Annotated in this window: 25 protein-coding genes and 1 tRNA gene; 18 read left to right on the forward strand and 8 right to left on the reverse strand. The window is 44.1% G+C overall.

The annotated features are described in order from the left end of the window. Positions 1-3 precede the first annotated feature (3 nt). Genes ACCM36_RS10585 through hisS form a run of 4 tightly spaced genes read right to left on the reverse strand, consistent with a single transcriptional unit; the run spans position 4 to position 2,839 of the window. A complete protein-coding gene (locus tag ACCM36_RS10585) occupies positions 4-504 on the reverse strand; it encodes a hypothetical protein (RefSeq protein ID WP_370573724.1) in 501 nt (166 codons plus the stop codon). Continuing rightward, positions 485-1,081 (reverse strand): hypothetical protein, encoded by a 597-nt coding sequence (locus ACCM36_RS10590; protein WP_370573725.1) that lies wholly within the window; start codon positions 1,079-1,081, stop codon positions 485-487. Before ACCM36_RS10590 ends, ACCM36_RS10585 begins: the two co-directional genes overlap by 20 nt. Before the next feature lie 25 nt (positions 1,082-1,106). Further along, a complete protein-coding gene (locus tag ACCM36_RS10595; RefSeq protein ID WP_370573726.1) occupies positions 1,107-1,601 on the reverse strand; it encodes a hypothetical protein in 495 nt (164 codons plus the stop codon). Further along, positions 1,598-2,839: a histidine--tRNA ligase gene (gene hisS, locus ACCM36_RS10600; protein ID WP_370573727.1), complete on the reverse strand. Its 1,242-nt coding sequence runs from the start codon at positions 2,837-2,839 to the stop codon at positions 1,598-1,600. Before hisS ends, ACCM36_RS10595 begins: the two co-directional genes overlap by 4 nt. 205 nt (positions 2,840-3,044) lie before the next feature. Between hisS and ACCM36_RS10605 the strand changes: the two genes are divergently transcribed. Beyond that, positions 3,045-4,349, forward strand: a complete 1,305-nt coding sequence (locus tag ACCM36_RS10605) for a TrpB-like pyridoxal phosphate-dependent enzyme (RefSeq protein WP_370573728.1) — start codon at positions 3,045-3,047, stop codon at positions 4,347-4,349. Positions 4,350-4,418: 69 nt separating this feature from the next. On the opposite strand, the gene ACCM36_RS10610 is transcribed toward ACCM36_RS10605, so the two are convergent. Continuing rightward, complete coding sequence (locus tag ACCM36_RS10610) at positions 4,419-5,363, reverse strand: mechanosensitive ion channel family protein (RefSeq protein WP_370573729.1); 945 nt, start codon at positions 5,361-5,363, stop codon at positions 4,419-4,421. A gap of 159 nt (positions 5,364-5,522) precedes the next feature. On the opposite strand from ACCM36_RS10610, the gene ACCM36_RS10615 reads away from it, so the two are divergent. The 6 genes from ACCM36_RS10615 to ahbC all read left to right on the forward strand — a co-directional run bounded on the left by ACCM36_RS10615 (position 5,523) and on the right by ahbC (position 12,571). Then, entirely contained in the window at positions 5,523-7,727 is a 2,205-nt protein-coding gene (locus ACCM36_RS10615) for an ATP-dependent DNA helicase (protein WP_370573772.1), read from the forward strand. Between the two features lie 24 nt (positions 7,728-7,751). Further along, positions 7,752-9,032, forward strand: coding sequence for a histidinol dehydrogenase (gene hisD, locus ACCM36_RS10620; protein ID WP_370573730.1), 1,281 nt, complete (start codon positions 7,752-7,754; stop codon positions 9,030-9,032). A 101-nt stretch (positions 9,033-9,133) separates the two neighbouring features. After that, positions 9,134-9,535 (forward strand): DUF1699 family protein, encoded by a 402-nt coding sequence (locus tag ACCM36_RS10625; protein WP_370573731.1) that lies wholly within the window; start codon positions 9,134-9,136, stop codon positions 9,533-9,535. Between the two features lie 144 nt (positions 9,536-9,679). Further along, positions 9,680-10,444, forward strand: a complete 765-nt coding sequence (gene cobA, locus ACCM36_RS10630) for a uroporphyrinogen-III C-methyltransferase (protein ID WP_370573773.1) — start codon at positions 9,680-9,682, stop codon at positions 10,442-10,444. Positions 10,445-10,449: 5 nt separating this feature from the next. Continuing rightward, positions 10,450-11,253 carry a uroporphyrinogen-III synthase gene (locus ACCM36_RS10635; protein ID WP_370573732.1) on the forward strand — a complete coding sequence of 268 codons (804 nt, stop codon included), beginning with the start codon at positions 10,450-10,452 and terminating at the stop codon, positions 11,251-11,253. Between the two features lie 115 nt (positions 11,254-11,368). Further along, positions 11,369-12,571, forward strand: coding sequence for a 12,18-didecarboxysiroheme deacetylase (gene ahbC / locus ACCM36_RS10640; RefSeq protein ID WP_370573733.1), 1,203 nt, complete (start codon positions 11,369-11,371; stop codon positions 12,569-12,571). A 204-nt stretch (positions 12,572-12,775) separates the two neighbouring features. Here the strand turns inward: ahbC and ACCM36_RS10645 are convergent, their stop codons facing one another. The 3 genes from ACCM36_RS10645 to ACCM36_RS10655 all read right to left on the reverse strand — a co-directional run bounded on the left by ACCM36_RS10645 (position 12,776) and on the right by ACCM36_RS10655 (position 13,908). After that, a complete protein-coding gene (locus tag ACCM36_RS10645) occupies positions 12,776-13,126 on the reverse strand; it encodes a class II SORL domain-containing protein (RefSeq protein WP_370573734.1) in 351 nt (116 codons plus the stop codon). Positions 13,127-13,329: 203 nt separating this feature from the next. Next, positions 13,330-13,527, reverse strand: coding sequence for a ferritin-like domain-containing protein (locus tag ACCM36_RS10650; protein ID WP_370573735.1), 198 nt, complete (start codon positions 13,525-13,527; stop codon positions 13,330-13,332). Between the two features lie 30 nt (positions 13,528-13,557). Beyond that, entirely contained in the window at positions 13,558-13,908 is a 351-nt protein-coding gene (locus ACCM36_RS10655) for a DsrE family protein (RefSeq protein WP_370573736.1), read from the reverse strand. Between the two features lie 204 nt (positions 13,909-14,112). Here ACCM36_RS10655 and ACCM36_RS10660 point away from each other — a divergent pair, with 204 nt between their 5' ends. The 11 genes from ACCM36_RS10660 (at position 14,113) to ACCM36_RS10710 (ending at position 25,829) form a co-directional block, all read left to right on the forward strand. Beyond that, positions 14,113-16,713 (forward strand): valine--tRNA ligase, encoded by a 2,601-nt coding sequence (locus tag ACCM36_RS10660; protein WP_370573737.1) that lies wholly within the window; start codon positions 14,113-14,115, stop codon positions 16,711-16,713. Between the two features lie 89 nt (positions 16,714-16,802). Beyond that, positions 16,803-17,288, forward strand: coding sequence for an RNA-binding protein (locus tag ACCM36_RS10665; protein WP_370573738.1), 486 nt, complete (start codon positions 16,803-16,805; stop codon positions 17,286-17,288). Positions 17,289-17,421: 133 nt separating this feature from the next. Beyond that, entirely contained in the window at positions 17,422-17,802 is a 381-nt protein-coding gene (sepF, locus tag ACCM36_RS10670) for a cell division protein SepF (RefSeq protein ID WP_370573739.1), read from the forward strand. After that, positions 17,799-18,434 (forward strand): ZPR1 zinc finger domain-containing protein, encoded by a 636-nt coding sequence (locus ACCM36_RS10675; protein ID WP_370573740.1) that lies wholly within the window; start codon positions 17,799-17,801, stop codon positions 18,432-18,434. Before sepF ends, ACCM36_RS10675 begins: the two co-directional genes overlap by 4 nt. Before the next feature lie 78 nt (positions 18,435-18,512). After that, a complete protein-coding gene (locus ACCM36_RS10680) occupies positions 18,513-19,238 on the forward strand; it encodes a redoxin domain-containing protein (RefSeq protein ID WP_370573774.1) in 726 nt (241 codons plus the stop codon). 95 nt (positions 19,239-19,333) lie between these two features. Next, a complete protein-coding gene (locus tag ACCM36_RS10685) occupies positions 19,334-20,137 on the forward strand; it encodes a hypothetical protein (protein ID WP_370573741.1) in 804 nt (267 codons plus the stop codon). 95 nt (positions 20,138-20,232) lie between these two features. Then, positions 20,233-21,087: a hypothetical protein gene (locus ACCM36_RS10690; RefSeq protein ID WP_370573742.1), complete on the forward strand. Its 855-nt coding sequence runs from the start codon at positions 20,233-20,235 to the stop codon at positions 21,085-21,087. A gap of 133 nt (positions 21,088-21,220) precedes the next feature. Beyond that, positions 21,221-22,657: a proline--tRNA ligase gene (proS, locus tag ACCM36_RS10695; RefSeq protein ID WP_370573743.1), complete on the forward strand. Its 1,437-nt coding sequence runs from the start codon at positions 21,221-21,223 to the stop codon at positions 22,655-22,657. Between the two features lie 40 nt (positions 22,658-22,697). Further along, positions 22,698-23,762 carry a nicotinate mononucleotide-dependent phosphoribosyltransferase CobT gene (gene cobT / locus ACCM36_RS10700; protein WP_370573744.1) on the forward strand — a complete coding sequence of 355 codons (1,065 nt, stop codon included), beginning with the start codon at positions 22,698-22,700 and terminating at the stop codon, positions 23,760-23,762. Between the two features lie 549 nt (positions 23,763-24,311). Beyond that, a tRNA-Trp gene (locus ACCM36_RS10705) sits at positions 24,312-24,499 on the forward strand. Between the two features lie 319 nt (positions 24,500-24,818). Further along, positions 24,819-25,829: a response regulator gene (locus ACCM36_RS10710; protein ID WP_370573745.1), complete on the forward strand. Its 1,011-nt coding sequence runs from the start codon at positions 24,819-24,821 to the stop codon at positions 25,827-25,829. The last annotated feature ends 34 nt before the right edge of the window (positions 25,830-25,863 follow it).

Consider the following 25,863-nt stretch of genomic DNA (forward strand, 5'->3'; position numbering starts at 1 on the left):
GTATCAATTGTTCCATCTATCTTTGAACAGCTTCACAGTCAATGTACCGGGAACCTGCTGCATCGGATTAAGTTCCAGTGTGACAGGTATGGAAGCTGCTATCTGTCCCACGGGAGAAGATGAAGATGCAGGTTTACGGATCTGCCAGATATGTTCACCGTTCTCCGTTGAAATATCTACCTGGAAATGTACATTTGGAGAGAAACTATCGAAGAACAAACTCAAAGTATGAGGATCAGCTTGCAGACCACTCAGCTTATCGAGCTTTTCAGCAGATATGAGATCCTGCCTGCTGCCCTGAAGCATCTGGGAATGAGCAATTCCCTGGGCAATAAGGGAAGCCTGTCCATAATTCTCCAGTGCAAAAGCACTATCCTCATGAGCAATGTATGTTTTTGATACCACACAAGCAAAAACCACAAAACCCAAGACTAATAATGCCGTGGCGAAAATATCGTTCTGCGGTTCAAGTATAGCCCTGTCGTCATTGATAAACCAGTACATATCCTATCTTTTCCACATTTATATTATCTGTAAAATATATAAATGTTTTTTGGATGTATACTTGTTCACTGGAATTAAAGCTTACTTCCCTTGTCCTGGAAGTCAAATACCCGAGTATATCCGTATGTTCTGCACGTACAGGTTCTGTTATACTACCGTTCGAACCATATTCTGATCTAAGATCATTGTACAGGACCGAAGGCGAATAAGGATATACTCTGAAAGCAGGAGTTTTTGCAGAAATAATAGACCTGCCATCAATATCAGCATTAATGACAATATATTCGCCGGAGATACGAATATCAGCCTGATGTCCCTGAAAATGAGAAAGATGTTCTTTATTGAAGCTATAGCCGATCTTCATTTCAGCAGGACTGCTTCCAGCCTTATCAATAAAAGCTAATAATTCTGTGGATAGCAGGTCTAGTTCTTTCTTGCGGTTCACTTCCTCCATGCTTACCGCAAAATTATATACAGCAGCAATGACCACCACACTTGCAAGTATAAGTGCTGTTTTTGAAAGAACAAAATCCACCCATGCCCTTTCATCATGGAAAAAACCTGAAATAACCTTCATTTTGATCTATTGACTAAACTCTCTGTCACTTTAATTCATATACCCTGACAAACAGCATCCCATCTGATGGGTTAACGGTAGTCTCCATGAATACCCGGTGTGTACCTGAACCAAAAACAGACACACCATCCATGAACTCATTGCTATAGGCTGCCCTGGATTCTCTTAAGGTACACTTTCCGTCATATTCCATAAAGTAGTTCTTTGCATCGCGAGGCCATGCGGCTTCATATCCCGCTATGGACCCCATGACCACTGTACATCCGCTGGGAATATCTAGTTCCACTGTAAGGTTGCTGCCCGGCCCACCCGCATATAAGATTGAAGCCGTGGCATCCATTCTGGATATCTGCGATTCAAGATCGCTCATTTTCATATGAGCCAGGAAACCTGAAGTTGCTGTGGCCAACAGGACCATAGTCGCCATCAGCAAAATGGAAGCTACCACAAACCGCATGGGCAGGGAAACCGCAGCAGTTGTGTCAGCTACCAGGGCATGCAAATTACTTGAGGGCTTCAATGGATTTCACCGGTCAGTTTCAAAATGATCTCATTAAGAGTAAGGGATTCCTGACTGCCGCTCTCCATATCTTTGAAAGTAAAAAGACCTTGGGCCACTTCCCTGTCACCTAATATGAGTGCATAACGGGCACCTATATTGTTAGCATATGATAACTGAGATTTGAAATTCCTGTTCATGATATCGAGATACACAGGGACATACTCCCTTAGCTTGCAGGCCACAGGGATCGCATTGATGCGTGTGCTTTCCGTAGTGACCATTACAACCGTCTTTTGAGATACAGGTTCAATGTTATATATCTCCATGATCCTGTCAAAACCCAGACCAAAACCGGTAGATGGAACGTCACCTCCGCCAAAAAGCTGGATCAGTTTATACGAACCGCCACCACATACCTGCTTCTGTGCACCGAGACCCTCGGCATATACCTCAAAGACCATGCCCGTATAGTAGTCAAGACCTCTGGCTATACCGAAATCAATGGTATGATCAATATCATACGCATCTAAAAGAGTAAGTATCTGCTGGAAAGCATCCAGCTCAGGAATTGAACCCAGCAGGTCACGGGCCTTGGTAACTGCTTCACTGCCTGTAAGGGAGATCAGTCCAAGGAGTTTCATGCGCAGGTCTATAGGTGCATTGATCTCCTCCAGGTAATCGTCCAGTCCCTTATCATCTTTCTTGTCCACCAGACGCATTATTTTACCTTGTTGTTCAACTTCCAGGGAACTCAGCACATGACGGATGATCCCAAGATAGCCGACATGCAGGTCACCCTTAATACCTGCAACTCCAAGCATGGCAGTTGCCAGGGCTATGACCTCTGCATCCGCATCCGGACCTTCGGAACCTATCAGTTCCACGCCGAACTGCCAGAATTCTCTGAACCTGCCTTTCTGAGGCCTCTCATATCTGAAACAGTTCTCGAAATAGAACAGTTTCAATGGACGCGGCAATGCCTGCATTTCATTTACGAACATCCTCATCACTGGTGCCGTGAGCTCAGGGCGCAGCGTCATCTCACGCTCTCCTTTGTCCATGAAATTATAAAGTTCACCTACCACACCTTCACCTGACTTCAACGTGAAAAGTTCGAGGTGTTCAAAGGTGGGTGTGACTACCTCATGATAACCCCATCTGCCAACTACCTGCCTCAGCCGGTTCTCCAGATGTCTTCTGCGGGCCATGTCTTGCGGAAGGAAATCCCTTGTTCCTCTTGGTCTTTGTATCGTCATCGGATCAACCTGATGTATTAGTGAGATAAGCATCTAACGTTTAGATCTTGACTGATCTATTTTGCAGGTTACTATTTATACAGTATATTTTACTGTTTCGATTAGTTACACATTTCGAGGGATCGAGGGGAAAACCAAAAGTGCTAAATATAATTGCCGTTATGCACATCATTGTACATTTTAATACATTTGCCTGAGGCCTACCATGGAGCACACGAAAATATTACTGGATGAAAACGAGATGCCTACTCGTTGGTACAATATACTTGCAGATTTCCCTGAACCCCTTGCACCCCCGCTTAACCCTGCAACCCGGGAACCCATCAAACCCTCGGAACTTGAGCCGATATTCGCAAAAGAGCTTATCAAACAGGAGATGAGCTCTGAGAAGTATATCGATATCCCGCAGGAAATACTGGATATATATACGCTCTGGAGACCATCGCCCCTCTATAGGGCACACAGGCTTGAAAAAGTGCTTGGCACACCTGCTAAGATATACTACAAGAATGAAAGTGTAAGCCCGGCAGGGAGCCACAAACCAAATACAGCCATTGCCCAGGCATACTACAATATGAAAGAGGGCACCGAGAGGATAACTACCGAGACCGGTGCCGGTCAGTGGGGTAGTGCGCTATCGCTTTCATGCAACTATTTCGACATTGAGTGTAAAGTGTATATGGTACGTTCCAGCTTCTACCAGAAACCATACAGAAAATCCCTGATAAACCTCTGGGGTGCAAACGTTGTTCCTTCACCGAGCACTGAGACACAGTTCGGAAGAATGATCCTTGAGAAATATCCCGATACCAGCGGAAGCCTGGGTATAGCCATCAGTGAGGCCATAGAAGAAGCAGCACTTAACGACGATACCAAATATGCTCTGGGTAGCGTCCTTAACCACACATGCCTCCATCAGACAGTGGTAGGCCTTGAGACACAGAAACAGTTCGAAAAGACTGAGGACTATCCGGATATAGTCATCGGATGCTGTGGAGGAGGAAGTAACCTGGCAGGTATTAGTTTGCCATACATAAGGGACAACATCGCAGGTAAAACAGATACAAGGATCATCGCGGTAGAGCCTTCTGCATGCCCCAGCCTGACAGAAGGCAGGTTCGATTATGATTTCGGGGACATGGCACAGATGACACCACTGCTAAAGATGTACACCTTGGGATCTGAATTCATACCCCCTGCCATTCATGCAGGTGGCCTGAGATACCACGGTGCTTCACCAATAGTCAGTAAATTGGTTGCTGATGGTATGATGGAAGCAAGATCCTATCACCAGGTAGAAATATTCGATGCAGCGGTAACCTTTGCACGCAGCGAAGGAATTGCACCTGCCCCAGAGTCCGCACATGCTATAAAATGTGCCATTGATGAAGCACTCAAATGCAAGCAGACAGGCGAAGAGAAAACCATTATGTTCAACCTGAGTGGTCATGGCCACTTTGACATGGCATCTTATGACATGTATTTCAGCGGCAAGCTGACTAATGAATAATTTCCCCGGAATACAAGAATGGCCTGCAGGATTTGCAGGTCATATTTTTTTAATAACTATCTCAAGTACCTAATTGTCCTGAATGACTTGAGAAGGGGAGCTATCACAAGAGCCATTCTCAAGCCTTGTATTTGAGGCCATGTCATTTTTGTAGACAATAGTACGATATGGGAATGGTATCTCCACACCTTCTGCATCGAACCGCTTTTTAATGGATTCTCTTATTTCACATCCTGTAAGATAGCAGAATTTACGATCAGCACACCAGAAATACATACGCAAATTAACAGCATAATCACCCAGCTCAGTTACCAGCACCTGGACAATTTCTTCTTTTGGAACAGCCGGATCGTATCTTTTAAGTTCCATATATGTCATGACATTAAGATGCTTCCTTGCTTCCTCTAACATGATCCTGCGTGCCAGGTCTATATCAGAGTCATAACTTATGCCGACATCAACAAACCATCTTACAGTAGGATCCTCTATGGACCAGTTGATAATGGCTTCATTCCCAATGACACTATTCGGGATTATGAGCCTGCGATTATCCCATGTCCTTACGATCGTATGGCGCAGAGTAATGTCTGCTACCTTACCATACTCGTTCATTACATTCACTCTGTCACCAACCCTGAATGGTCGGAAGACCGCAAGAGAAATCCCTGATATGATGTTCCCAAGAGTACTCTGGGCAGCAAGGCCCACCACAATACCGGCAAAACCTGCACCAGCTAAGAGAGCAAGTGAAAACTTCTCCAGGAAAGGAATGCTGGAGATCACAATAACCAAACCTATCAAGTAGACAACTGCCACGCTGGAATGCCTTAGAAGGCTATAGGATGTCTGGTCAACGTTCATCCTTCTATTCATCATACGCACTTGTACGACCATGAGTTTATCCACTATCTTTGCGGCAACAATGGTGAGAACTATCACCAGCAAAATAAAGACAACTTTTGCAAAATCCAAAGATAAAGATCCAGCCCAGCCTGACAGTGATATTGATGACATGGAAGAAGTGTTTCCTAAAATAGACATATGAATCCAGTTCCCTGTTTATCTTGCTATGATTACTGATCGTTGATAGATATGAAGGAATCTCTTGATAAGTCAACTACATTGAAGAAGCAACTTTTATTAGACATCAGACCATCTTTCAACTGGTTCCTCATGCAGATCAAAGAACTCAGCCTGCCGGAAAAAGTTATTGGCTTTTATCTGGACTCCGGAATTGAACAATTGTATCCTCCTCAGGGTGAAGCTATCGGAAAGGGCCTTCTTGAAGGAAATAACATAGTAGCTGCAATACCCACGGCCTCCGGGAAAACCCTCATAGCTGAGCTTGCAATGCTCAGCTCTATCACGCAGGGGGGAAAAGCACTATATATTGTGCCTTTAAGAGCACTTGCGTCCGAAAAGATGGACCGTTTTTTAAAGTTCAGACAAATTGGTATCAAAACCGGCATATCCACAGGGGATTTTGAGGCAAGGGATGAGTGGCTTGGCGCCAATGACATAATAGTTGCAACTTCAGAGAAAGTAGATTCCCTCCTGCGCAATGAGACATCCTGGATGCAGGACATCACTGTAATAGTTGTTGATGAGGTTCACCTGCTGGATTCAGCTAACAGAGGCCCTACTCTGGAAGTCACTATTACCAAATTGAGAAAGCTTAATCCTAGGGCTCAGATAATTGCATTATCTGCAACAGTGGGCAATGCACAGGAGATAGCTGACTGGCTTAAAGGCGGGCTTATACTGAGCGAATGGCGACCCACGGATCTGCGTGAAGGTGTGTACTATGCTGATACAATAAATTTTGCAGGCTCTCAGAAAGCTGTTGGGATCACATCCTCGGACGACGGTGTCAATATTGTTATGGGCACACTGGAGGAAGGTGGACAATGCCTTGTATTCGAAAGCAGCCGCAAGAATTGTGTGGGTTTTGCGAAGAAACTTGGGAGACATGTTGAAAAGGTACTCAGCAAACAGGAACGTGATTCCCTTGACAATATCGTGGGCGCGATAATAGAGGCATCGGAAACAGAAGCTTCCAGGGTGCTTGCACAATGTGTCAGAAATGGTGTGGCTTTTCATCATGCTGGATTGAACTCAACTCATCGTAGACTCGTAGAGGATGGTTTCAGAGATAACTTGATCAAAGTTATATGCAGCACACCTACCCTTGCAGCGGGACTTAACCTGCCTGCACGCAGAGTTGTTATCCGCAGCTACAAGAGATATGATGCCAACTTTGGAATGCAGCCTATACCAGTTCTTGAGTATAAACAAATGGCTGGCAGGGCTGGCAGGCCCCATCTTGACCCTTATGGCGAATCAGTTCTTATAGCCCGTTCATATGACGAGATGGAAGCACTTTTTGAGAATTATATCAACGCAAAGGCCGAAGATATCTGGTCTAAACTTGGTACGGAGAATGCCCTGCGTACCCATGTCCTTTCTACCGTGGTCAATGGATTCGCCTCCAGTGAAGAAGGGCTTATGGAGTTCATGAGTGCAACCTTCTTCGCACACCAGCAGGAGGCGCGCAATCTGCAGGAACTTGTGGAAGAAAGTATATCTTTCCTGTTGGAACATGGTATGCTGCAGGATGATAACAGGCTCAGGGCTACAAGGCTTGGAAAACTTGTTTCCATGCTGTACATTGACCCGCTTTCAGCTGCTATCATACTCGAAGGATTGGGAAAAGCCGGTAAGTTAACGGACCTTACTTTAATGCATCTTGTATGCAGTACTCCAGACATGAAGCAGCTTTACATGCGCAGCTCTGATTACACCATGATCAATGAATTCGCAACGGTTCATAAAGAAGAGTTTGCCAGAATGCCCAGTCCTTTCAAGGCCATAGAGTATGAATGGTTCCTGGGAGAAGTGAAAACTGCCTTGATGATGATGAAATGGATAGATGAGATACCGATGGACGAGATCACTACCCAATTCAACATTGGTGAAGGCGACATCCACACTTTTGCCGATATGGCACAGTGGCTTATGCATGCTACAGCCAGGCTTGCAGAGACCATGGAACTTCAGGGAGCGGAAAAAGCCTATGAATTGGAAAAACGCATTCAATATGGAGCTAATGCCCAATTACTTGAATTATTAAGCATTCGTGATGTGGGCAGGGTGCGTGCCCGCAAGTTGTATGATGCCGGACTCACATCGATGGAATTATTGAAGCAGGCTGGTGTTGAGAGAATAGCCAAATCGATAGGTACAAAGACCGCAGAAAAGATAATGAACAGTATTAGAGGTCCATATTCGACAGAGGAGAAAAATGGGACCGGTTCTGCGGAAGCAGTCTACAGGCCGATGGAAAGACAACAGAGAACCTTCAACGATTTTGATGATTAGACCATATTTATAAGGAGATCCATTATGCTTTACGGAAAACTATCAGAACTTCCCGAAAGGGAAATACAAGTACTCATAGAACGCGGAGGAGAGCTTGCAAATGTCAGTGATACGGTCTCTTCCATACTTGCGGATGTACGCAGTGAGGGGGATATAGCCCTAAGGAAATATACTCAACGTTTTGATGGTGCAAAAATCGATGCCATCGAGATATCTAAAGATGAAGTGGAAAACGCATACAACAGTATAGATAAGGAGCTTATCAGGCATCTGGAAATAGCTGCAGGGAACATCCGCAAATTCCATGAGGCACAGATGCCTGAAAAGATGTGGTTCATGCAGCTTGTTCCGGGGATCGAGCTGGGGCAGAAGGTCACTGCACTTGCAAGCGTAGGTGCTTATGTGCCCGGAGGTCGGGCCTCATATCCTTCCACTGCACTTATGACCATCATACCTGCAAAGGTTGCAGGTGTAAGGAATATTGTAATGTGTACGCCACCTGGTCCTGACGGAAGAGTCAACCCCCTTACATTGGCAGCAGCAAAAGTTGCAGGTGCTGATCATGTGTACCGCGTTGGCGGTGTACAGGCCATCGCTGCTATGGCTTATGGCACGGAGAGCGTGATGAGGGTAGACAAGATAGTGGGTCCCGGGAACGTGTACGTGACAGCAGCTAAGATGCAAATAAGAGATATGGCAGAGATAGATTTCCCTGCAGGACCAAGTGAAGTGCTGATAATTGCCGATGATTCCGCACACCCTGCGATGATTGCGGCCGATATGATAGCACAGGCAGAGCATGACCCCCAGGCAGTATCTGTACTGGTGACAACGTCCGAAAGCCTTGCCTCTAAGGTCAAAGAAGAAGTTATTGAGCAGGCACAAAGCACTGTAAGGAAAGAGATAGTAAATTCATCACTGAAGAATGCAGCCATACTGATAGCTGATTCCATTGAACAGTGCATAACACTCTCAAACAGCTTCGCTCCGGAACACCTGGAGATAATGACAAAGAACGACGATATGGTACTTAAGAACATAGAGCACGCGGGTTCAATTTTCGTGGGTAACTACGCTCCAGTTCCTGTCGGTGATTATGCATCCGGTACAAACCACGTATTACCCACTGCCGGATATGCCAGAATGTACTCCGGCCTCAATATAATGCATTTTCTGAAGGTTTCCAGCATCCAGCGTATCAGCAAGGAAGGACTTGCCACTATCCGGGATACTGTAATAGCCCTTGCTGAAAAAGAAGGATTGCAAGCACATGCCGATGCCATACGCATACGCTTTTCCAGCTAAGGCCTAATATAGTATCTGTTTCAATCGACAATTATTTAATAGGTGAATACCTAATTTGTTTAATAAGTTATTTTTGGAATCAAACCGGTGGGGGGCCACCTATGAAAATAAGAGTTGTAAGTTCCAGAGAAGAGATAAATGAGCTCAATCCGAATGAGAAAGTGATACATCTCGCTTTCCGTCCGTCGAACAAGGATATATTCAGCCTTGTACAGACCTGCACGAAAGTAGAGGTTATCCAGATACCAGGTTCTTACAGGAGAACAGTGTCCAAGTCCATAGAGATGTTCCTGCAAATGCAGAATATCAAACTGGTAGAAGGAGATGTATGGGGTCACAGGAAGGATATAAACGAGTATTTTAGCATATCACCTACCATTATGGACAAAATTAAGGAAATGAAGGCTGAAGGCAGGTCTGATGCTGAGATAGCCGATAAGATCGAAAGGGAAGGGAAACTTAACAGGGAAATGATATTCTACATACTCGGAAAGCAAAAGTGAACAAATCTTTAAGCTATTACCTACTACTCCATCTTCCGTACCTGAAATGGTTTGTCTTTTAAGCGGCACTTATATGGCATCCCAACGATGCCTATAAATAACTTTATCACTTCATCTTTTGAAAACACGATAGGTTTTGCGATAATGACTGATAACTATGGAAAAGTATACCTTGTGGGTTCAGGTCCTGGAGACCCTGAACTGCTTACTCTGAAGGCACGAAGGCTTATTGACAATGCAGATGTGATCATATATGACCAGCTTCCGGGTGAAGCAATACTATCTTCTATTCCTCAAAATACCCAGAAGATCGATGCAGGAAAATATGCCGGAGATCACACGCTACCCCAAGACAGAATAAACGAACTGATAGTAGAAAAGGCAAAAGAAGGCAAAATGGTGGTACGCCTCAAAGGTGGAGACCCTTATGTCTTTGGCCGGGGGGGCGAGGAAGCTCAGGAATTAATAAAGGCAGGAATCAGTTTCGAGATAGTGCCAGGCATAACATCTGCTATTTCTGCACCTGCCTATGCCGGCATCCCTGTGACACACAGGGACCATGCCTCCATGGTTACTTTTATAACCGGTCATGAAGACCCTACCAAGGAAGAAAGCGCACTGGACTGGGAAACACTTGCAAAGTTCCCTGGCACTATTGTGATCCTGATGGGTGTCAAGATGCTGGAACGCAATGTAAATGAACTTATGAGGTACGGCAAAGCGCCGTCCACACCAATAGCACTGATAGAGAGGGGAACCCGTCCGGACCAGAGAGTAACTGTAGGCACGCTTGAAAATATTGTATCCCTTAAGAAGGAAAGAAAAGTAAAAACCCCTGCAATTACTATAATCGGTGATGTCGTTAAATTACACGATGAACTTGGTGAACAGATCCTGGGAAGGAGTTAATTGAAATGGCTGATGAAAAAAGACCTGTTCTGGCCATCATGCGGCCATCTGTATACAAAGAAGAATCAGTGAAGCTTGCAGAGTCCATGGGATTCGATACCTTGGCAGTTCCCATGATAGAACTTACAGGAATGCAGGATTCTTCATTCAAACCTTTTTTTGAGCACATCGTGAAAAAAGAAGCTGATTATGTGATATTCACAAGTGCCAATGGACTGGACTTTACATTACAGAAGATACCTTACGTTATGCGTGATATGTTTGTAGAGGCTTTGAACCGCACAAACGTCATAGCTATCGGACCTACTACAAAAAAAGCCCTGGAAGAGAAGGGCATCAAAGTAATGGGCATGCCAGGAGTGTACAGTTCAAAGGGTCTGGTAGAATATCTTTGTAAGGATGTCAAAGGTAAGAACGTAGACTTGGCTCGCAGCGTCTTTGGCTCAACTGTGCTCACTGAGGGACTCGCCCGTTGTGGTGCGAATGTTCTGGAAACAAAAGTGTACAGCCTCTTTAAGCCGGATAGTGAGGAGCAAAAGGACCTGATAAGGTCTGCTCTGAAAGGCAAGATCGCGGCTTTTGCCTTTACCAGTTCCATGATGGTACATAATTTCTTTGAAGTTGCAAAAGAGATCGGAACCGAAGATAATATCGTACAGGTGCTCAATGGCTCCATAGTAGCAGCTATTGGCTTGCCGACAGCTGAAACATTACGCAGCTACAATGTGAATGTCTCCGTGATTCCGGAAGAGTACACCTTTGAAGAGATATTGAGAAAGGTTAAGGACATGCTTCCTGCATGTTCCTGAAAAACCTATTTATACCATTTTTTCTTTTTCTCATGCAAATTTAGGACAAAAAGGACAAATGCCGTGAAAGCTGTATTTGTATGCCTTATTCTACTTACATATCGGGACAACTATCATGATAGGGATTTCAAAACTATATTGTGGGACCGTGGAACCATCGGATGCTCTAAGATACGGCAGGGATTCTAAAAAACTCCCCTCCCATCTTTTACAGTTCTCAATTGACAAAAAACCTGTTGTCGTCTGGAATGTGACCAGACGCTGCAACCTCAAATGTGTCCATTGTTATGCACATTCCAGAGATATTGATTACAAGAACGAACTGACCACCGAAGAGGGTAAGGCGCTTATAGATGACCTAGCTGACTTTGGCTGCCCTGTGATCCTGTTCTCAGGAGGAGAGCCTTTGATGCGCAAGGACCTTCCAGAACTAGCCGCATACGCCAGATCCAAAGGAAGAAGAGCGGTAATTTCTACGAATGGGACTCTCATAGATAAAGAAATGGCAAAAAAACTGAAAGAGATCGGATTGTCTTATGTGGGTATCTCACTGGATGGAATGAGAGAGACAAATGACAAATTCAGAGGATGTGAAGGTGCTTTTGATGCTGCTCTTGAGGGACTACGCAACTGCAGAAGCGAGGGGATCAAGGTCGGGCTCAGGTTCACCATCAATAAACATAATGTACATGATATCCCCGCCATATTCGACCTGATCGAAAAAGAGAACATCCCACGCATATGCTTCTACCACCTGGTATATGCAGGCAGGGGATCTGACATGGTAGAAGAGGACCTAAGTCTTGAAGAAAGCCGTAAAGTAGTATACCTGATAATGGAAAAGACTAGGCAGTTACATGAGAAAGGAATGCTGGCAGAAGTACTCACCGTTGACAATCACTGCGATGGACCATACATCTATCTTAAACTCCTTAAAGAAGATCCACAAAGAGCTGCAGAGGTATATTCACTGCTGCAGATGAACCAGGGAAATTCTACAGGCATAGGCATAGGTTGTGTCTCATGGGATGGCTCGGTCCATCCTGACCAGTTCTGGAGACATTATACTTTTGGAAATATCCGGGAAAGGAAGTTCAGTGAGATATGGAGAGATACCACTGACGAGCTGATGGCAGGTCTTAAGGACCGCAAGCCTCTGATAAAACAACATGCGGACAGGTGTGCAAGGTGCAAATGGCTGGAAGTATGCAATGCTAATTTCAGGGTCAGGGCCGAAGCTGTGTATGACAATGTATGGGCCGATGACCCGGCCTGCTACCTCACCGACGAGGAAATAGGCTACCACAGGAAGGACTAAACTTCCACTTTCAACTTTGCATGCAGGCAAAGATATATTCCACGAAGAGGCCTGCCAGTACCATAGCCAACAATAATACAAATAACGTTTTTAAGAACATTGCAAACAAAGGCATCACCTGTCTGCTTACCTTTTGCTTACAGTGAGTGTGGACAGGTATATAAAGAGCATGACCTCCAAAGAGGCCATAAAGATCCGAAAAAGTTAAACTTCTATACAGTTCTGCCAGACACCGTGGATATTGCAGTATTCCAGAGCGCAGAAAGCCTTGAAATTATCAATGTTGTTGATATGGAAACTGGCTGTTGGCTGTGTGTGCACAGGCTCGAAGTTCATTCTTCCAAAGTCAATGGTCTTCCCATCCTTTGTGATACCGTAAAGTTCAACCCATTCAATGTGATGTTCCACTGTGTTGGGATGAGGTACTTCCTTACCCACAACCACCCGTACAAAATCAGCACCAGTTGAGCCATGACCTCTTATGATCTCGATGACTGGAACATGTTTCTCTTTACCCTCTACTTCCTTTCCTTTGAGTGCTTCTCCGAATTGCATTATGTCACCTTTCTATTTACTACCGTATATCTTTATTCCGTTCATTCCTAGTTTGCTGACGGTGTGAACACACGTACAGAGAGTTCTTTGTCAAATATGAAAAGACTGCTGGTGTTATCACCTATAAGTTTAAGCTTGGATATGACCTCATTGTCGTTGCTTTCTTCTTCGACCTGTTCTGTAACGAACCACTGGAGGAATATCTAAGTTGCATAGTCCTTTTCTTCCAGGGCAAGAGTTACGAGTTCGTGGATCGAACTTGTAATGAACTGTTCGTGTTTCAATGTAGCCTGGAACATTTCCATAGGTGTGCCAAATTCCGAAGGCGGTTTCTCTATTGCCCGGGGGACTACTTTTTCGCCCTGCTCATAAAGTGCTTTCAGCATCTTTTGGCTTAACATCTCAACATTCTACTTTTTAGTCCTGTTCATTCAAAATACGACGATCTCATATCCTTCCTCTACATATCTGGCCATGCTCGGATGCCCGAACATCTCATCACACAAGTGAAGCCCTTGTTCTTTTGCACTGTCAATACTGTCCATCTTCTGGGCGCACGCCTTGCAGACACAGTCCACAAGACCTGCTTTCTTCACTTTCATGTAAAGGCTCGAAAATGGCTTTGTAGGATCTATAAGTTCAGATATGTTCCTGGTAGCCGAACCCTCGATGACCAGTTTTACATCATGTCCCCTTTCTTTCATGTCTATAGCATTCATCAACGCATGAGCAAAACACATAGGCTCACCATTGAAAGCAAAAACAGCTATTTTCTTGCCCATATAGTCTCCTCCAATACGGTGTAATGGCTACCCCTAATGGAATTGAACTGGTTCATATAAAGGATTTTCGGTATCTGTAACCGATGTCCCAATTACCGCGTCTATTGCACCCGAAGATGACATCAACCAGATATATTTAAATAATGAAAAACCACTGTTACGGATACTATACAATCACTACATCATATTTATCGGAGAGTTGCAATGACGGTTCCAAAGGAATATATCCCTCATGAGGTCGAACCAAAGTGGAAGGAAGCATGGGACATGTCCATGTACCATTTCGACTGGGAAGATTACAAAAAGCCACAGTTCATCATCGACACACCTCCACCTTATCCCACTGGTAATTTCCATATAGGGAACTCTCTTAACTGGTGTTACATCGATTTTGTTGCCCGGTACAAGCGTATGTGCGGATACAATGTAATGTTCCCGCAGGGCTGGGACTGCCATGGGCTTCCCACAGAAGTAAAGGTGGAAGAGATCCACAACATCACAAAGAACCAAGTTCCCAGAAAAGAGTTCAGGAGAATGTGCCGTGAACTGACAAACAACAACATTGCAAAAATGCGCAATACAATGATGAACCTGGGTTTCTCCGTAGACTGGAGTAATGAGTTCATCACCATGGAACCTGCATACTACTCCAAGACACAGCGCTCTTTCCGCAGGATGTATGACATGGGCAGGATCTACCAGTCGGAGCATCCTGTGAACTGGTGCCCAAGATGTGAAACTGCTATTGCCTTTGCGGAAGTCGAATACGAAGGTAGGAGCACGAAGCTGAATTTCCTCAATTTCGATAAATTGAAGATAGCCACCACCAGGCCCGAACTGCTGGCAGCATGTGTGGCAGTTGCGATAAACCCCGAAGATGAACGTTACAACGCGCATATCGGAAACAAGGTAAAAGTGCCTCTATTCGGACATGAAGTTCCTGTAATAGGCGATAGTGTAGTTGATCCCGTATTTGGTACGGGCGTTGTGATGATCTGTACCTTTGGTGATAAGCAGGACGTACGCTGGTGGGTGGAACATAAACTACCCCTGCGCAAGGCCATTGATAAGAACGGCCTTATGACAAAGATCGCAGGCAAATATGCAGGTATGACAATTCCGGAATGTAAGGAAGCGGTCATAGAAGATCTAAGATCAGAGGGCTACCTCTTTGAGCAGAAGGAACTCGAGCAGAACGTGGGAATGTGCTGGAGATGTGACACGCCCATAGAGATCCTCTCTGAAAAGCAATGGTTCGTCAAAATAGATACCAATGATGTCAAAAAAGCTGCCGATGAGATCAACTGGACACCTGAACATATGAAGGTCAGGCTTGAGAACTGGTTGGGTACCATGGAATGGGACTGGTGTATCTCCAGGCAGCGCATATTTGCAACCCCTATACCCGTATGGTATTGTAAGGATTGTGGAGAGGTATTTGTGGCAAAGGAAGAGTGGATGCCCATTGACCCTACACAGGAATCACCCCGGGAACCATGCAGCAGATGTGGCAGCACTTATTTCGAACCTGAAGAAGATGTACTTGATACATGGATGGATTCTTCCATTACCGTCCAGCACGTAACTGGCTGGCTCACTAATCATAAAAGCAGATTGCCGGCACAGTTGAGACCACAGGGTCATGACATTATCAGGACATGGACCTTCTATACGATCCTTAGGTCCATGGCACTTGCAGGCAAACGTCCCTGGGATTCCATACTTGTAAATGGCATGGTCCTGGGAGAGGATGGCCACAAGATGAGCAAGTCCCTGGGCAATATAATAGCTCCTGAAGAGGTAATTGAAAAATACAGTGCTGATTCTTTCAGACAATGGGCAGCCATAGGAGGTTCCCCTGGTTCAGATGTGATGTTCCGATGGAAGGATGTAGTATCTGCATCACGCTTCTTCGCCAAAATGTGGAGCATATACAGGTTCTCCGTTTCCCACTTAGATGACCTGGATACAGCCTATGTACCCAAAAAAGAGGAACTCCATATTGTGGACAGATGGTTGTTCGACAAGTTGTACGAACTGATAACTACAGCAACTGCGAACATGGATGCATATCAGTTCGATGAGGCTTTCAAGGCCATAAGAGGTTTTGCCTGGGAGGTAGTGGCAGATAATTACATAGAACTTGTCAAGTCTCGCTTGTATGGCAACAATGCACCTGACAAAAAAGCAGCACAGTACACACTATACGTAACAATAGACGTACTGACAAAATTGCTGGCTCCATTTGCACCTTTCTTCGCAGAGGAAATGTATTCGAGGCTGGGAACTGGCAGTGTACATATGCAAGCGTGGCCAAAGGCTGAAGCCTCCTGGAAGGATGAAGAAGCCAGTAAAGCCGGAGAACTCGTTAAAGAGATCGTAAGCAGCGTGAGACGGTATAAATCCGAGCATGGTATTGCCCTGAATGCTCCTTTGAAGAAATTGGAGATATATGGAGTGCTGACCGATGTCATTGACGTCATCGGTGCAACAAACACTCCAGTAGAAGTAATTTCAGGTAACCCCGATTTCGAGCACGTACCAGTGAATGTCAAGCCTAACATGGGAGTCATTGGTCCTAAGTTCAAAGGCCAGGCAAAGGCCATAATTGATGCTTTGGCAGAAGCTAATCCAAAAAAGTTAGTGAGCGAGATAGAACAGAATGGCAAGATAAGCCTTCATACCAACAGTGGCATTGTAGAGCTCGGTCCTGAAAGCGTGGAGATAGAAAAAGAAGTGATCTCTGCCGGCAGAGCTGTGGATGTATTGGATGTAAGGGGCATTCCTGTCGTAGTGATAAGATGAGAGGGGAGACCATTGCTCCCCTTTCGTAATCTTTAATTGTGCTGGTGCCCTATGATACTAATCACTGGAAAAAGGAACCAGGTGGTCCCTTGAAGATCAGAGGAAGGATACAACTAAGGAAATCTGCCAAGAACAAACTCCTTGATGACCTCAGACCCATATATGGAGACACAGTGGTGGAGAAGATTGCATCGTACAAATTTGAACATGCTGATGCAGGTGACACTTCTGTGATCCTCATAGATGGTAAAGTGCTTTTATTTGCAGTTGACGATATTTATTTCCCAACTGTCAGAGGTGTCATGGAACTTGGCTTTGAGAAGAATGTGGTAGTAGTTGATTCTGGTGCCGTGCGCTTTGTAGTAAATGGTGCAGATGTTATGAGTCCCGGTATAGTTCGTGCCGATGAGAGTATTTTGGAAGGGGACCCCGTGATCGTCAAAGAAGAGAAATATGGCAAGCCTCTTGCCATTGGTAAGGCACTTGTCCCGGGGAAAGCCATGGTTTCAGATTCGGGAAAAGCTGTGAAATCCCTGCATCATGTGGGTGATGAGATATGGAATCTCGAGGTGTAAGGAGACAGGGCATAATCATTAAAATATATGGGTGTTCTTATAAATAATGAAGGTGCTAAAGCAGTATAGATAATGTTAACTCAATCAGTCTAATAATGAAATGAACACTACAATTTGATAAAGGGTGCATGTTATGGCAAAGTTAATGGATAAGTTTTTTGGCGCAACTAAAAAATCGTCTACCGGTGAAGATGAGTTCACTGAGCTTGATCTGAGCAAGTATGAAGAAGTAGTAGGAGAAGAGCCTGCAGAAACATATGTGAGAGTGGCGGAACTTACAAATCTGAATGATCTGGCATTGCTCAAGAAAGAAGTGTATGAGGGCAATATTCTGATGATCGACATATCCACTATCAAGAACGATAAACTTATGCTGGACAGAGCTTTGAAGGACCTGAAAGATGTTGTCGTAGATGTGCATGGAGATATAGCCGGACTTAAAGAAGACCAGGTGCTTGTAACCCCCACGGGTATCAAGATAGATCGTTCAAAGATAGTTGGTGGAAGATATTGAACATTGAGTGTCCGCAGGCTGCATTCGTCACCCGTACGCAATGTCCTCTTTGCCATAAAGAGATAATAATGAATTGGGAAAGAGATGATATTCCATATTTCGGGGATGTCATGTACATTACTGCATGCTGCGATTGTAGTTTTCGTTTCACTGATACGATAATCCTGGCTCAGAAAGAACCTGTCCGATACGAACTAGTCATAGAAGGACCAGAAGACCTTTATGCTAAGGTCGTGCGCTCTACTTCAGGGACTATAGAGGTCCCTGAGCTTGGAATAATTGTGGAGCCTGGTTCTATCTCCGAATCATACATAACAAACATCGAAGGTTTGCTTGACCGGATACTTGGAGTTGTGGTCAGCGCAACAAAATGGGTAGCGGATGAGCCTGAAAAATATGAACGTGGCCTCCAATTACAGGAAATGATACACGAAGCTGTAGATGGTAAAAGGAAACTTACCGTAATTATAGAAGATCCTCTGGGAAATAGTGCCATAATATCCGAAAAAGCTGTATCCTGCAAGCTTACCCCGGAACAGGCACGCATGCTGAAAACAGGCATGATAGTTTTCGATGCAGAGAGTTCTGAAATCGAAATAGATGGGTATGACGAACATATGATCGGAAATTAACACCTGTCAATCCAATAACTAGCGGTTAAAAAGTATACGGAGATAAACATGGAAGCTGAAAGAACGGAAAGGGTTACAATGCCACTTATAGGCGATATGGCGCCTGGCTTCCAGGCAAGGACGACAAAAGGAAGGATCAACTTCCCTGAAGACTACAAAGGAAAGTGGGTCATACTGTTCAGTCATCCGGCAGACTTTACCCCTGTATGCACTACCGAATTCATCAAATGTGCAACAATGCAGGAGGAATTCAGGCAACTCAATACTGAACTGATTGGTCTTTCCGTGGATAGCCTGTATTCTCACATATCATGGCTTGCGGCCATCAAAGAAAAAGTAGAGTACAAAGGTTTTAAAGGAATAGATATTGATTTCCCAATAATTGAAGATCTGAATATGGAGATTGCACGCAAGTATGGCATGATCCACCCCCGTGCATCCTACACACCAGAGGAAGTTCTTGAAAAGTTGGAGACAACGGGTGGTTCTTTTCACTTCATGGAATCAAGTACCGAGACCGTAAGGGCAGTATTCATTATCGACCCAAAGGCCAGAATAAGGGCAATGCTATACTACCCGTTCACCAACGGTAGGAACATGGAAGAGATCAAGCGCCTGCTTGTGGCAATGCAGGTATCAGACAAGCACAATGTACAGACCCCCGAGAACTGGCATCCCGGTGAAGATGTTATCCTTCCAAATCCTGTATCATGGGATAAGGCAAAGGAAAGGCTCAAAAAGGGTGAAGATGGCAAAGCTTGCGGAGATTGGTTCCTGTGCCTGAAAGAAGACCCAGAGAAGTGACTTAATTTCCCACCTAATTCGTAACATTTACAAATACATATTAATCTGCCACAGCTTATTTATACAGAATTGCAGTATATTGAGTTTGTGGTACAATGAGAATAAATACAAAATGTATACTCATAGCTGTATTGGTCATATCAATCCTTGTATCAGGATGTGCATCTCAGAAAGGACCTGAACCGGTAAATCCGGAGAATGTGCTAGTAACAGTGTCACCTGTTGCCATTAAGGAATATCAGGAACAAACAATTGTTATCACCGTTGAAAACAATGACACGCAAGCAATAGATTCCGTTCAAGTATCAGCTTTTGATCCGCTGTTGATAATGGGTTCAGATACTTTGAACATTCCAGGAAAGATAGACAAAACCAGTAAATCGTCTATTGATGTAAGAGTTAAAGCACCGGGATTTAAGACCGAGACTACAAATTCTTCTGTTACGGTAAGTTATGCTTCCGGTTCTGATGAGAAAGGAAATCCGGTTATCAGAGATAGATCTGCACCTGTCCAGATAACGATACTCCCGGATGCCAAGCTACAATTCCTTGGTTTCGTAAAGAACATGAGTACGTTAAGAGATGCGACTGTGCCGAAGTGGGAACTGAAGAAAGGTGAAAATGCCACCATTAGTTTCTCTGTTAAGAACAATGGCCAGTCCACCATAAATGCCAACTCCCTCGTAGTCAGATTTGAAGCTGAAAATGAACTTATGGCTGGCAACACATCCATTTATATAGAACAGGCCATGGCAAAGAATGGTACTTCATACACAAAAGGAGTCTTGCTGCCTGTTAAAAGCGATTCACCTAATGGAGAAACCGAAGTTAAGGTCAGGCTTTTGATGGACGATTACGTGCTTGATGAACAAACTTTGACACTGGTAGTGAAGCTATAAGGCTGGGAAAGAACATGAAATCTTCATTTGCTTTTCTTTTTCTTTTTTCAATCATACTATGCCTTTTTCCCTGTGGTTGCGTTGAAAGGGAAGATGTGGCTGATCTTTACATTAGCAAAGTTGATGTAATGTCCACCCCCCAAGGCGATGGATTCAAGCTAACAGCTACAGTGTATGTTTACAATCAGCAGAATATGGATACTAGAGCCCTTTCAATCAAAGTGAAAGCAAGAGATCCACAAACAAACCTTATAGTTGCAGAACAGGCCAAAGATATTGGATATCTAAAAGCCAATTCACAGGTAACTAACACTGTTTCTCTTACAAGTCCAATATCAGGAGCACAGACAATAGAAGTAGAACTTTTTGAAGACAACATTGTTGTTGACGAGTATACAACTAATGTGGAAATCAACTCCATGCAGACTGAAACTGTTCCATCCGATGTAATACTTACAGACATGATAATAGAGATGCAACAGGTTACCAACTATGGAAAAGATGCTGTTGTGGATATATATCCGGGGATATTTAACCCGGCAGGAGATTCTGATGCAATTAAAATAAAAGTCATAGCAGCTGTTGACCCATATACCGTTGTAACTGGAACTGACAGTATAGGAAACATCAAAGCTGGTGAGAGAATTAGAGGCACCATACGCATGACCCTACCCCTTGATAAAAAATATGATTTCAATGTCCAACTTGTAGAAAACGGGGAGATAATTGCAAACACAAAAGCCACAGATTCTGTCATACCTAAAGAGATGAAACTTAAGCAGCCTGTGATGTATAACCTTATAGAAGCCGCTGCCCCTATAGAAGAACCTACCGCAGAAGAAACTGCAATAGCAGAAAAACCTGGAATACCAGGATTCAGTGGTCTATGCGCAGCTATAGCACTTGCTTTTACTGTAATCTTCATGGGAAAGAAATCGCTTAAAAGATAAGATGGGAAGAGGATGCTTTCCAGGCATTCTCTGCTTTTTTACTATTAACATACTGGCAATGCAACTTTAAGAAGGAAATGCCTATAAGCAATGCATCTGTTTATACCTGCAGATCAAGATAGCAGGTGACTTCATGACAGAAAAGGAGAAAGAAGCAACCCTTCCTGCGAAGAAGGATTTTAGTGAATGGTATAATGAACTCTTACAGGTAGCTGAAATAATGGATGTGCGGTATCCTGTGAAAGGTCTGTATGTATGGTACCCATTCGGTTTTACGATCAGAAAAAATGTATACAATATAATAAGGGAACTATTGGACAAGGACCACATGGAAACACTGTTCCCGCTTCTTATCCCTGAACATGAGTTCATGAAAGAGGCTGAGCACATAAAGGGCTTTGAGGATGAGGTATACTGGGTCACTCATGGCGGTACTTCTCCCCTGGATGTGAAACTTGCCCTGCGGCCGACCAGCGAGACTGCTATTTATCCTATGTACAAATTATGGGTGCGTTCTCATGCAGATCTGCCTTTGAAATTGTATCAGGTAGTTAACACGTTCAGGTATGAGACAAAGCATACCCGGCCACTAATAAGATTAAGAGAGATCACTTCTTTCAAAGAGGCCCACACCGTACATGCAACCTGGGAAGAAGCTGCAGAACAGGTGGATGAGGCCATAAGGATCTATACAGAGTTCTATCGCAGACTGGCAGTGCCTGTGCTTGCTTCAAAACGTCCTGACTGGGATAAATTCCCGGGAGCCGATTATACCATAGCTGTTGATGCATTGATGCCTGACGGTAAGACCTTACAGGTAGGTACGGCCCATCATCTTGGTGACAACTTTGCCAAGACATTTGAAATAAAGTATGAGAACCCGGCAGGAGAACAGGTGTATGCCAATCAGACATGCTATGGTGTTTCAGAACGCTCAATAGCTGCATTGATATCCATACACGGCGATGACAAAGGTCTTGTATTGCCCCCGGAAATCGCCCCTATACAGGTAGTGATCATCCCCATAGTGTTCAAGGATCCATCTGATGTGATCCTTACATGCGAAAAGGTACAACAACTTCTGCAAGACGCTGGAATCCGCGTGAAAATAGACGTCAGCGACGATCGCCCCGGAGCCAAATATTATAGATGGGAAATGAAAGGTGTTCCCCTGAGACTTGAAATTGGCCCCCGCGATCTCAAAAATGGTGTTGCTGTGCTGGTTCGCAGAGATACTGGCGAAAAAAGACAGGCACCTATTGAAAACATACTGCCGGAAGTTGAAGAGACACTTAAAATTATTCAGTCCAGCCTCTTTGAGAAAGCAGTCGCAGATGTAAAAGCACGCATATTTACTTGCTCTTCTCTTGAAGATGTCAAAGAGAAATTGCCTGAAGGCATCGCACTGATCCCCTGGTGTGGCGAAAAGGCATGTGGTTTGCAGATAGAGGAGGAGATAGGTGCAGGCATTCTGGGAATACCCACCGGACAGGAAGAAGACCACAAGGGACAGTGCCCTGTATGCGGTAAGGATGCAAGTGTAAAAGTTTATGTAGCAAGGAAATATTGATTCCTGCAACTTACTTTTTGCTGAAAAAGAGGGGTGTATCATGGAAGGACCATCACCGGAAAATATGAAGATGCCTGAAAGACCATTGTTCCTGTGCGTGTTGGCAAATACTGAGACGGCTTACATAGAAGGTCTCTCTGCTGCCGGTAAGACAGCAAAACTGACAGACTACACACCACCGGGAGACGCCGAGGTTCTTGAGACTGGCATGGTCGTGGACATTCCCATTCTACCCATGACACCACCTTACGATACACCTACCCCTGCACTTATTACCAGGGTGGCTCTTGACCTTACCGGCGTTAAACATATGCTCGTTAATGCAGGACTGAAGATCCTGCCTGCGAAAATAGTACCTCTTATAGATATCAGCGGATCGCCGGGAAAAGATATACGTGAGCCGATAGCTGTCCCTGATGCACAGGGCATCTTTGAACGCGGGTTTAAGCTGGGCAGGGAGCTTAAGGATAAATATGACTTTGTAATGATAGGTGAAAGCATACCAGCAGGCACCACTACTGCTAATGCGGTGCTGGCAGCCCTTGGTTATAATGGAAATGTAAGCAGTAGTGCTTCCACCAATCCACTAGAACTTAAAAAACAGGTTGTAAGTGAAGCCTTGGATTCTTCCGGCATCAAACCAGGCGATCTTCGCAACAATCCCATGGAAGCTATCAGATGCGTGGGTGATCCTATGATGGCAGCAGTGGCAGGGATAGCTGTAGGGCTCGAAGATATACCGGTGATCCTTGCAGGCGGCACTCAGATGGCAACAGTGTTCGGCGTGATCAAACACCTTGGACATAAGACAGATAACATCACCATTGTGACAACTTGCTATGTGATGAATGACACTTCTGCCCACTTTGCCCAGCTTGCAGAGGAACTGGGTGCAAAAGCCTATGCCACTGACCCTGGATTCGGGCAATCACGCCTGCAGGGCCTTAGACAATATGAGGCCGGATTCGTAAAAGAAGGAGTTGGTGCAGGCGGAGCCATATACCTCACACAGATGTTCGGCATCCCCGTAGAAAGACTGAGAACTGAGATAGAAATACTCTGCGAAAAACTCTCAAAGTATGGAGATATTGACAGAGTGAAGTAAGATATAAAACTAAAAAAAGGAATTTATGTGGATCGGGTACATCCACAGTGTTTACAGTAGTAAACTATATTTGAGCCGATCACCTGCTTTTTCAGAGGTGTTCGGCAAAAACTGCATAATTTGACTTGTGCACTAAGATTATTTTTCAGAGATTCGCCATTCAGATGCTGCTCTTCAATAGAACAAACATTTTTACTGCTTGCAAGTGACACATTATTCTCTCCATAAATTGAGTAGATAGGGAAGAGAAAGTACACTTAGGTACACAGTTCTAAAGCACAGAGATATAGTTGACTTTTTTAAGAACATATGATGTAGATCATACAACTTTCTTATTCTCTCTTCCTAACCCAGATTAAGATGTGAAGTAATATTATTTAAAAGTATTCATGAACATAAGTTAACAATTTTCTATACTATTTCATGCGGTAAATAAATAAAGTTGCATCTTAGCAGAAATCATATACAGGGAAAATAACAGATAGATTCGAGAGCCATTACCGATAGATATATCAGTAATAAGATGTATTCAGGGGGATACACCTATCAGGGGTTGTGGCCTAGCCCGGCATGGCGACGGGCTCCAGCGGATAGATGATGAACAACGGGTCTACTGAGATATGCCCGACGGGGCTTATCGGTGAGGAGCCGTTGGAGCACTGATATGTGCTCGGAATGCTGAGAAGCATTTGTTCGGAGAGACCCGTCGATCGTGAGTTCAAATCTCACCAACCCCATTTTTTATTATGCTATGTGACTTGAAAGAGACATGAGATTTTTGACAAAAAGTAGTTACTATTTTTGAACTTTTAGATGATACGATACTTATTTACTTATTCAAATAGATATGGACTTTATGAGGAAATGAGATGTATAAAGGATGGATAATAGCATGTTTAGAAACAGAGTGTACAAAGACATAGATGATATTAAGGTCTTTGAAAAAATGGCTCACAAAAATTATATATGCTGTGGAGGGAACTTTATACCAGATGATAGCAAATTCAAAACGACCATACATTCTTCCCTGAATAACAGATTGTAGTAGAGGTTAACATGATAGGATCAAATCTTGACAGGGTACTAGTAGTTGATGATGAGCCAGCTATCGTAGATCTTATGGAACTTTATCTCAAGTCAGATTATGAAATAATCAGAGCATATAATGGCAAGGAGGCACTTGAGAAAGCCAGGTCCGAGAAGCCTTCGGTAATAATCCTTGATGTGATGATGCCTGATATGAACGGATATGAGGTATGTAAGGTCTTGAAGACGTCTGTAGAGACCCAATTCATTCCTATAATAATGGTAACAGCACTTTCAGGAAAGGATGAAAAGATCAAAGGCCTTGAGTCCGGTGCAGACGAATTCTTAAGTAAGCCTGTGAATAGGCTTGAACTTGTGACACGTGTAAAATCCCTTACAAGAATAAAACATCTCCAGGACCGGATACTTGCAGAACGTAATTATGCATACCAGTGTATCGATGTAGCTGGGGTTGTAATGCTCGTAGTGGACCGTGAACAAAAGATCAACCTTATGAACCGTACGGGAAATGAATCCCTTGGTTATGATGAGTTTGAACTTATTGGGCAGAATATGTTCGATGTGCTGGTCTTACCTGAGGACAGAGAGAGAGAAAAAGAGATTTTCAACAATATAATAACGAAGAAAATAGATACTCCATCCTTTATTGAGAGAAAGATCCTAAAGAAGGACGGAGGGACGATAATTGTTAGCTGGAGCGAGTCACCTATTTATGACAGCGATGGGAATATCGAGGCATTGATATGTTCCGGAAAGGACATCACTGAATTACGGATGAAAGATGAGCTGTTACTAAGTTTAAATGAAATGAGAGAAATGTTCACTGGCCTGCTCAACCAGGACTTGCTTGGTCCGGTATCTGCTATACAGGATTATGTACAAGTGCTCCTGGACCAGGAGACAAAAACACAGAATAGAGCATATATCGAGAAAATAATGCAAAATATATCGAATATGGTCGAGACTCTGAAGAATGCCTCAGCTTATTTGGAACGGCAGCCCGGCGAGCAATTGCAATAGAAGTGTTGGAATTACATTAAGTAGAGAGACAGCA

The sequence above is a fragment of the Methanomethylovorans sp. genome, assembly GCF_041305605.1.
GTDB lineage: Archaea > Halobacteriota > Methanosarcinia > Methanosarcinales > Methanosarcinaceae > Methanomethylovorans.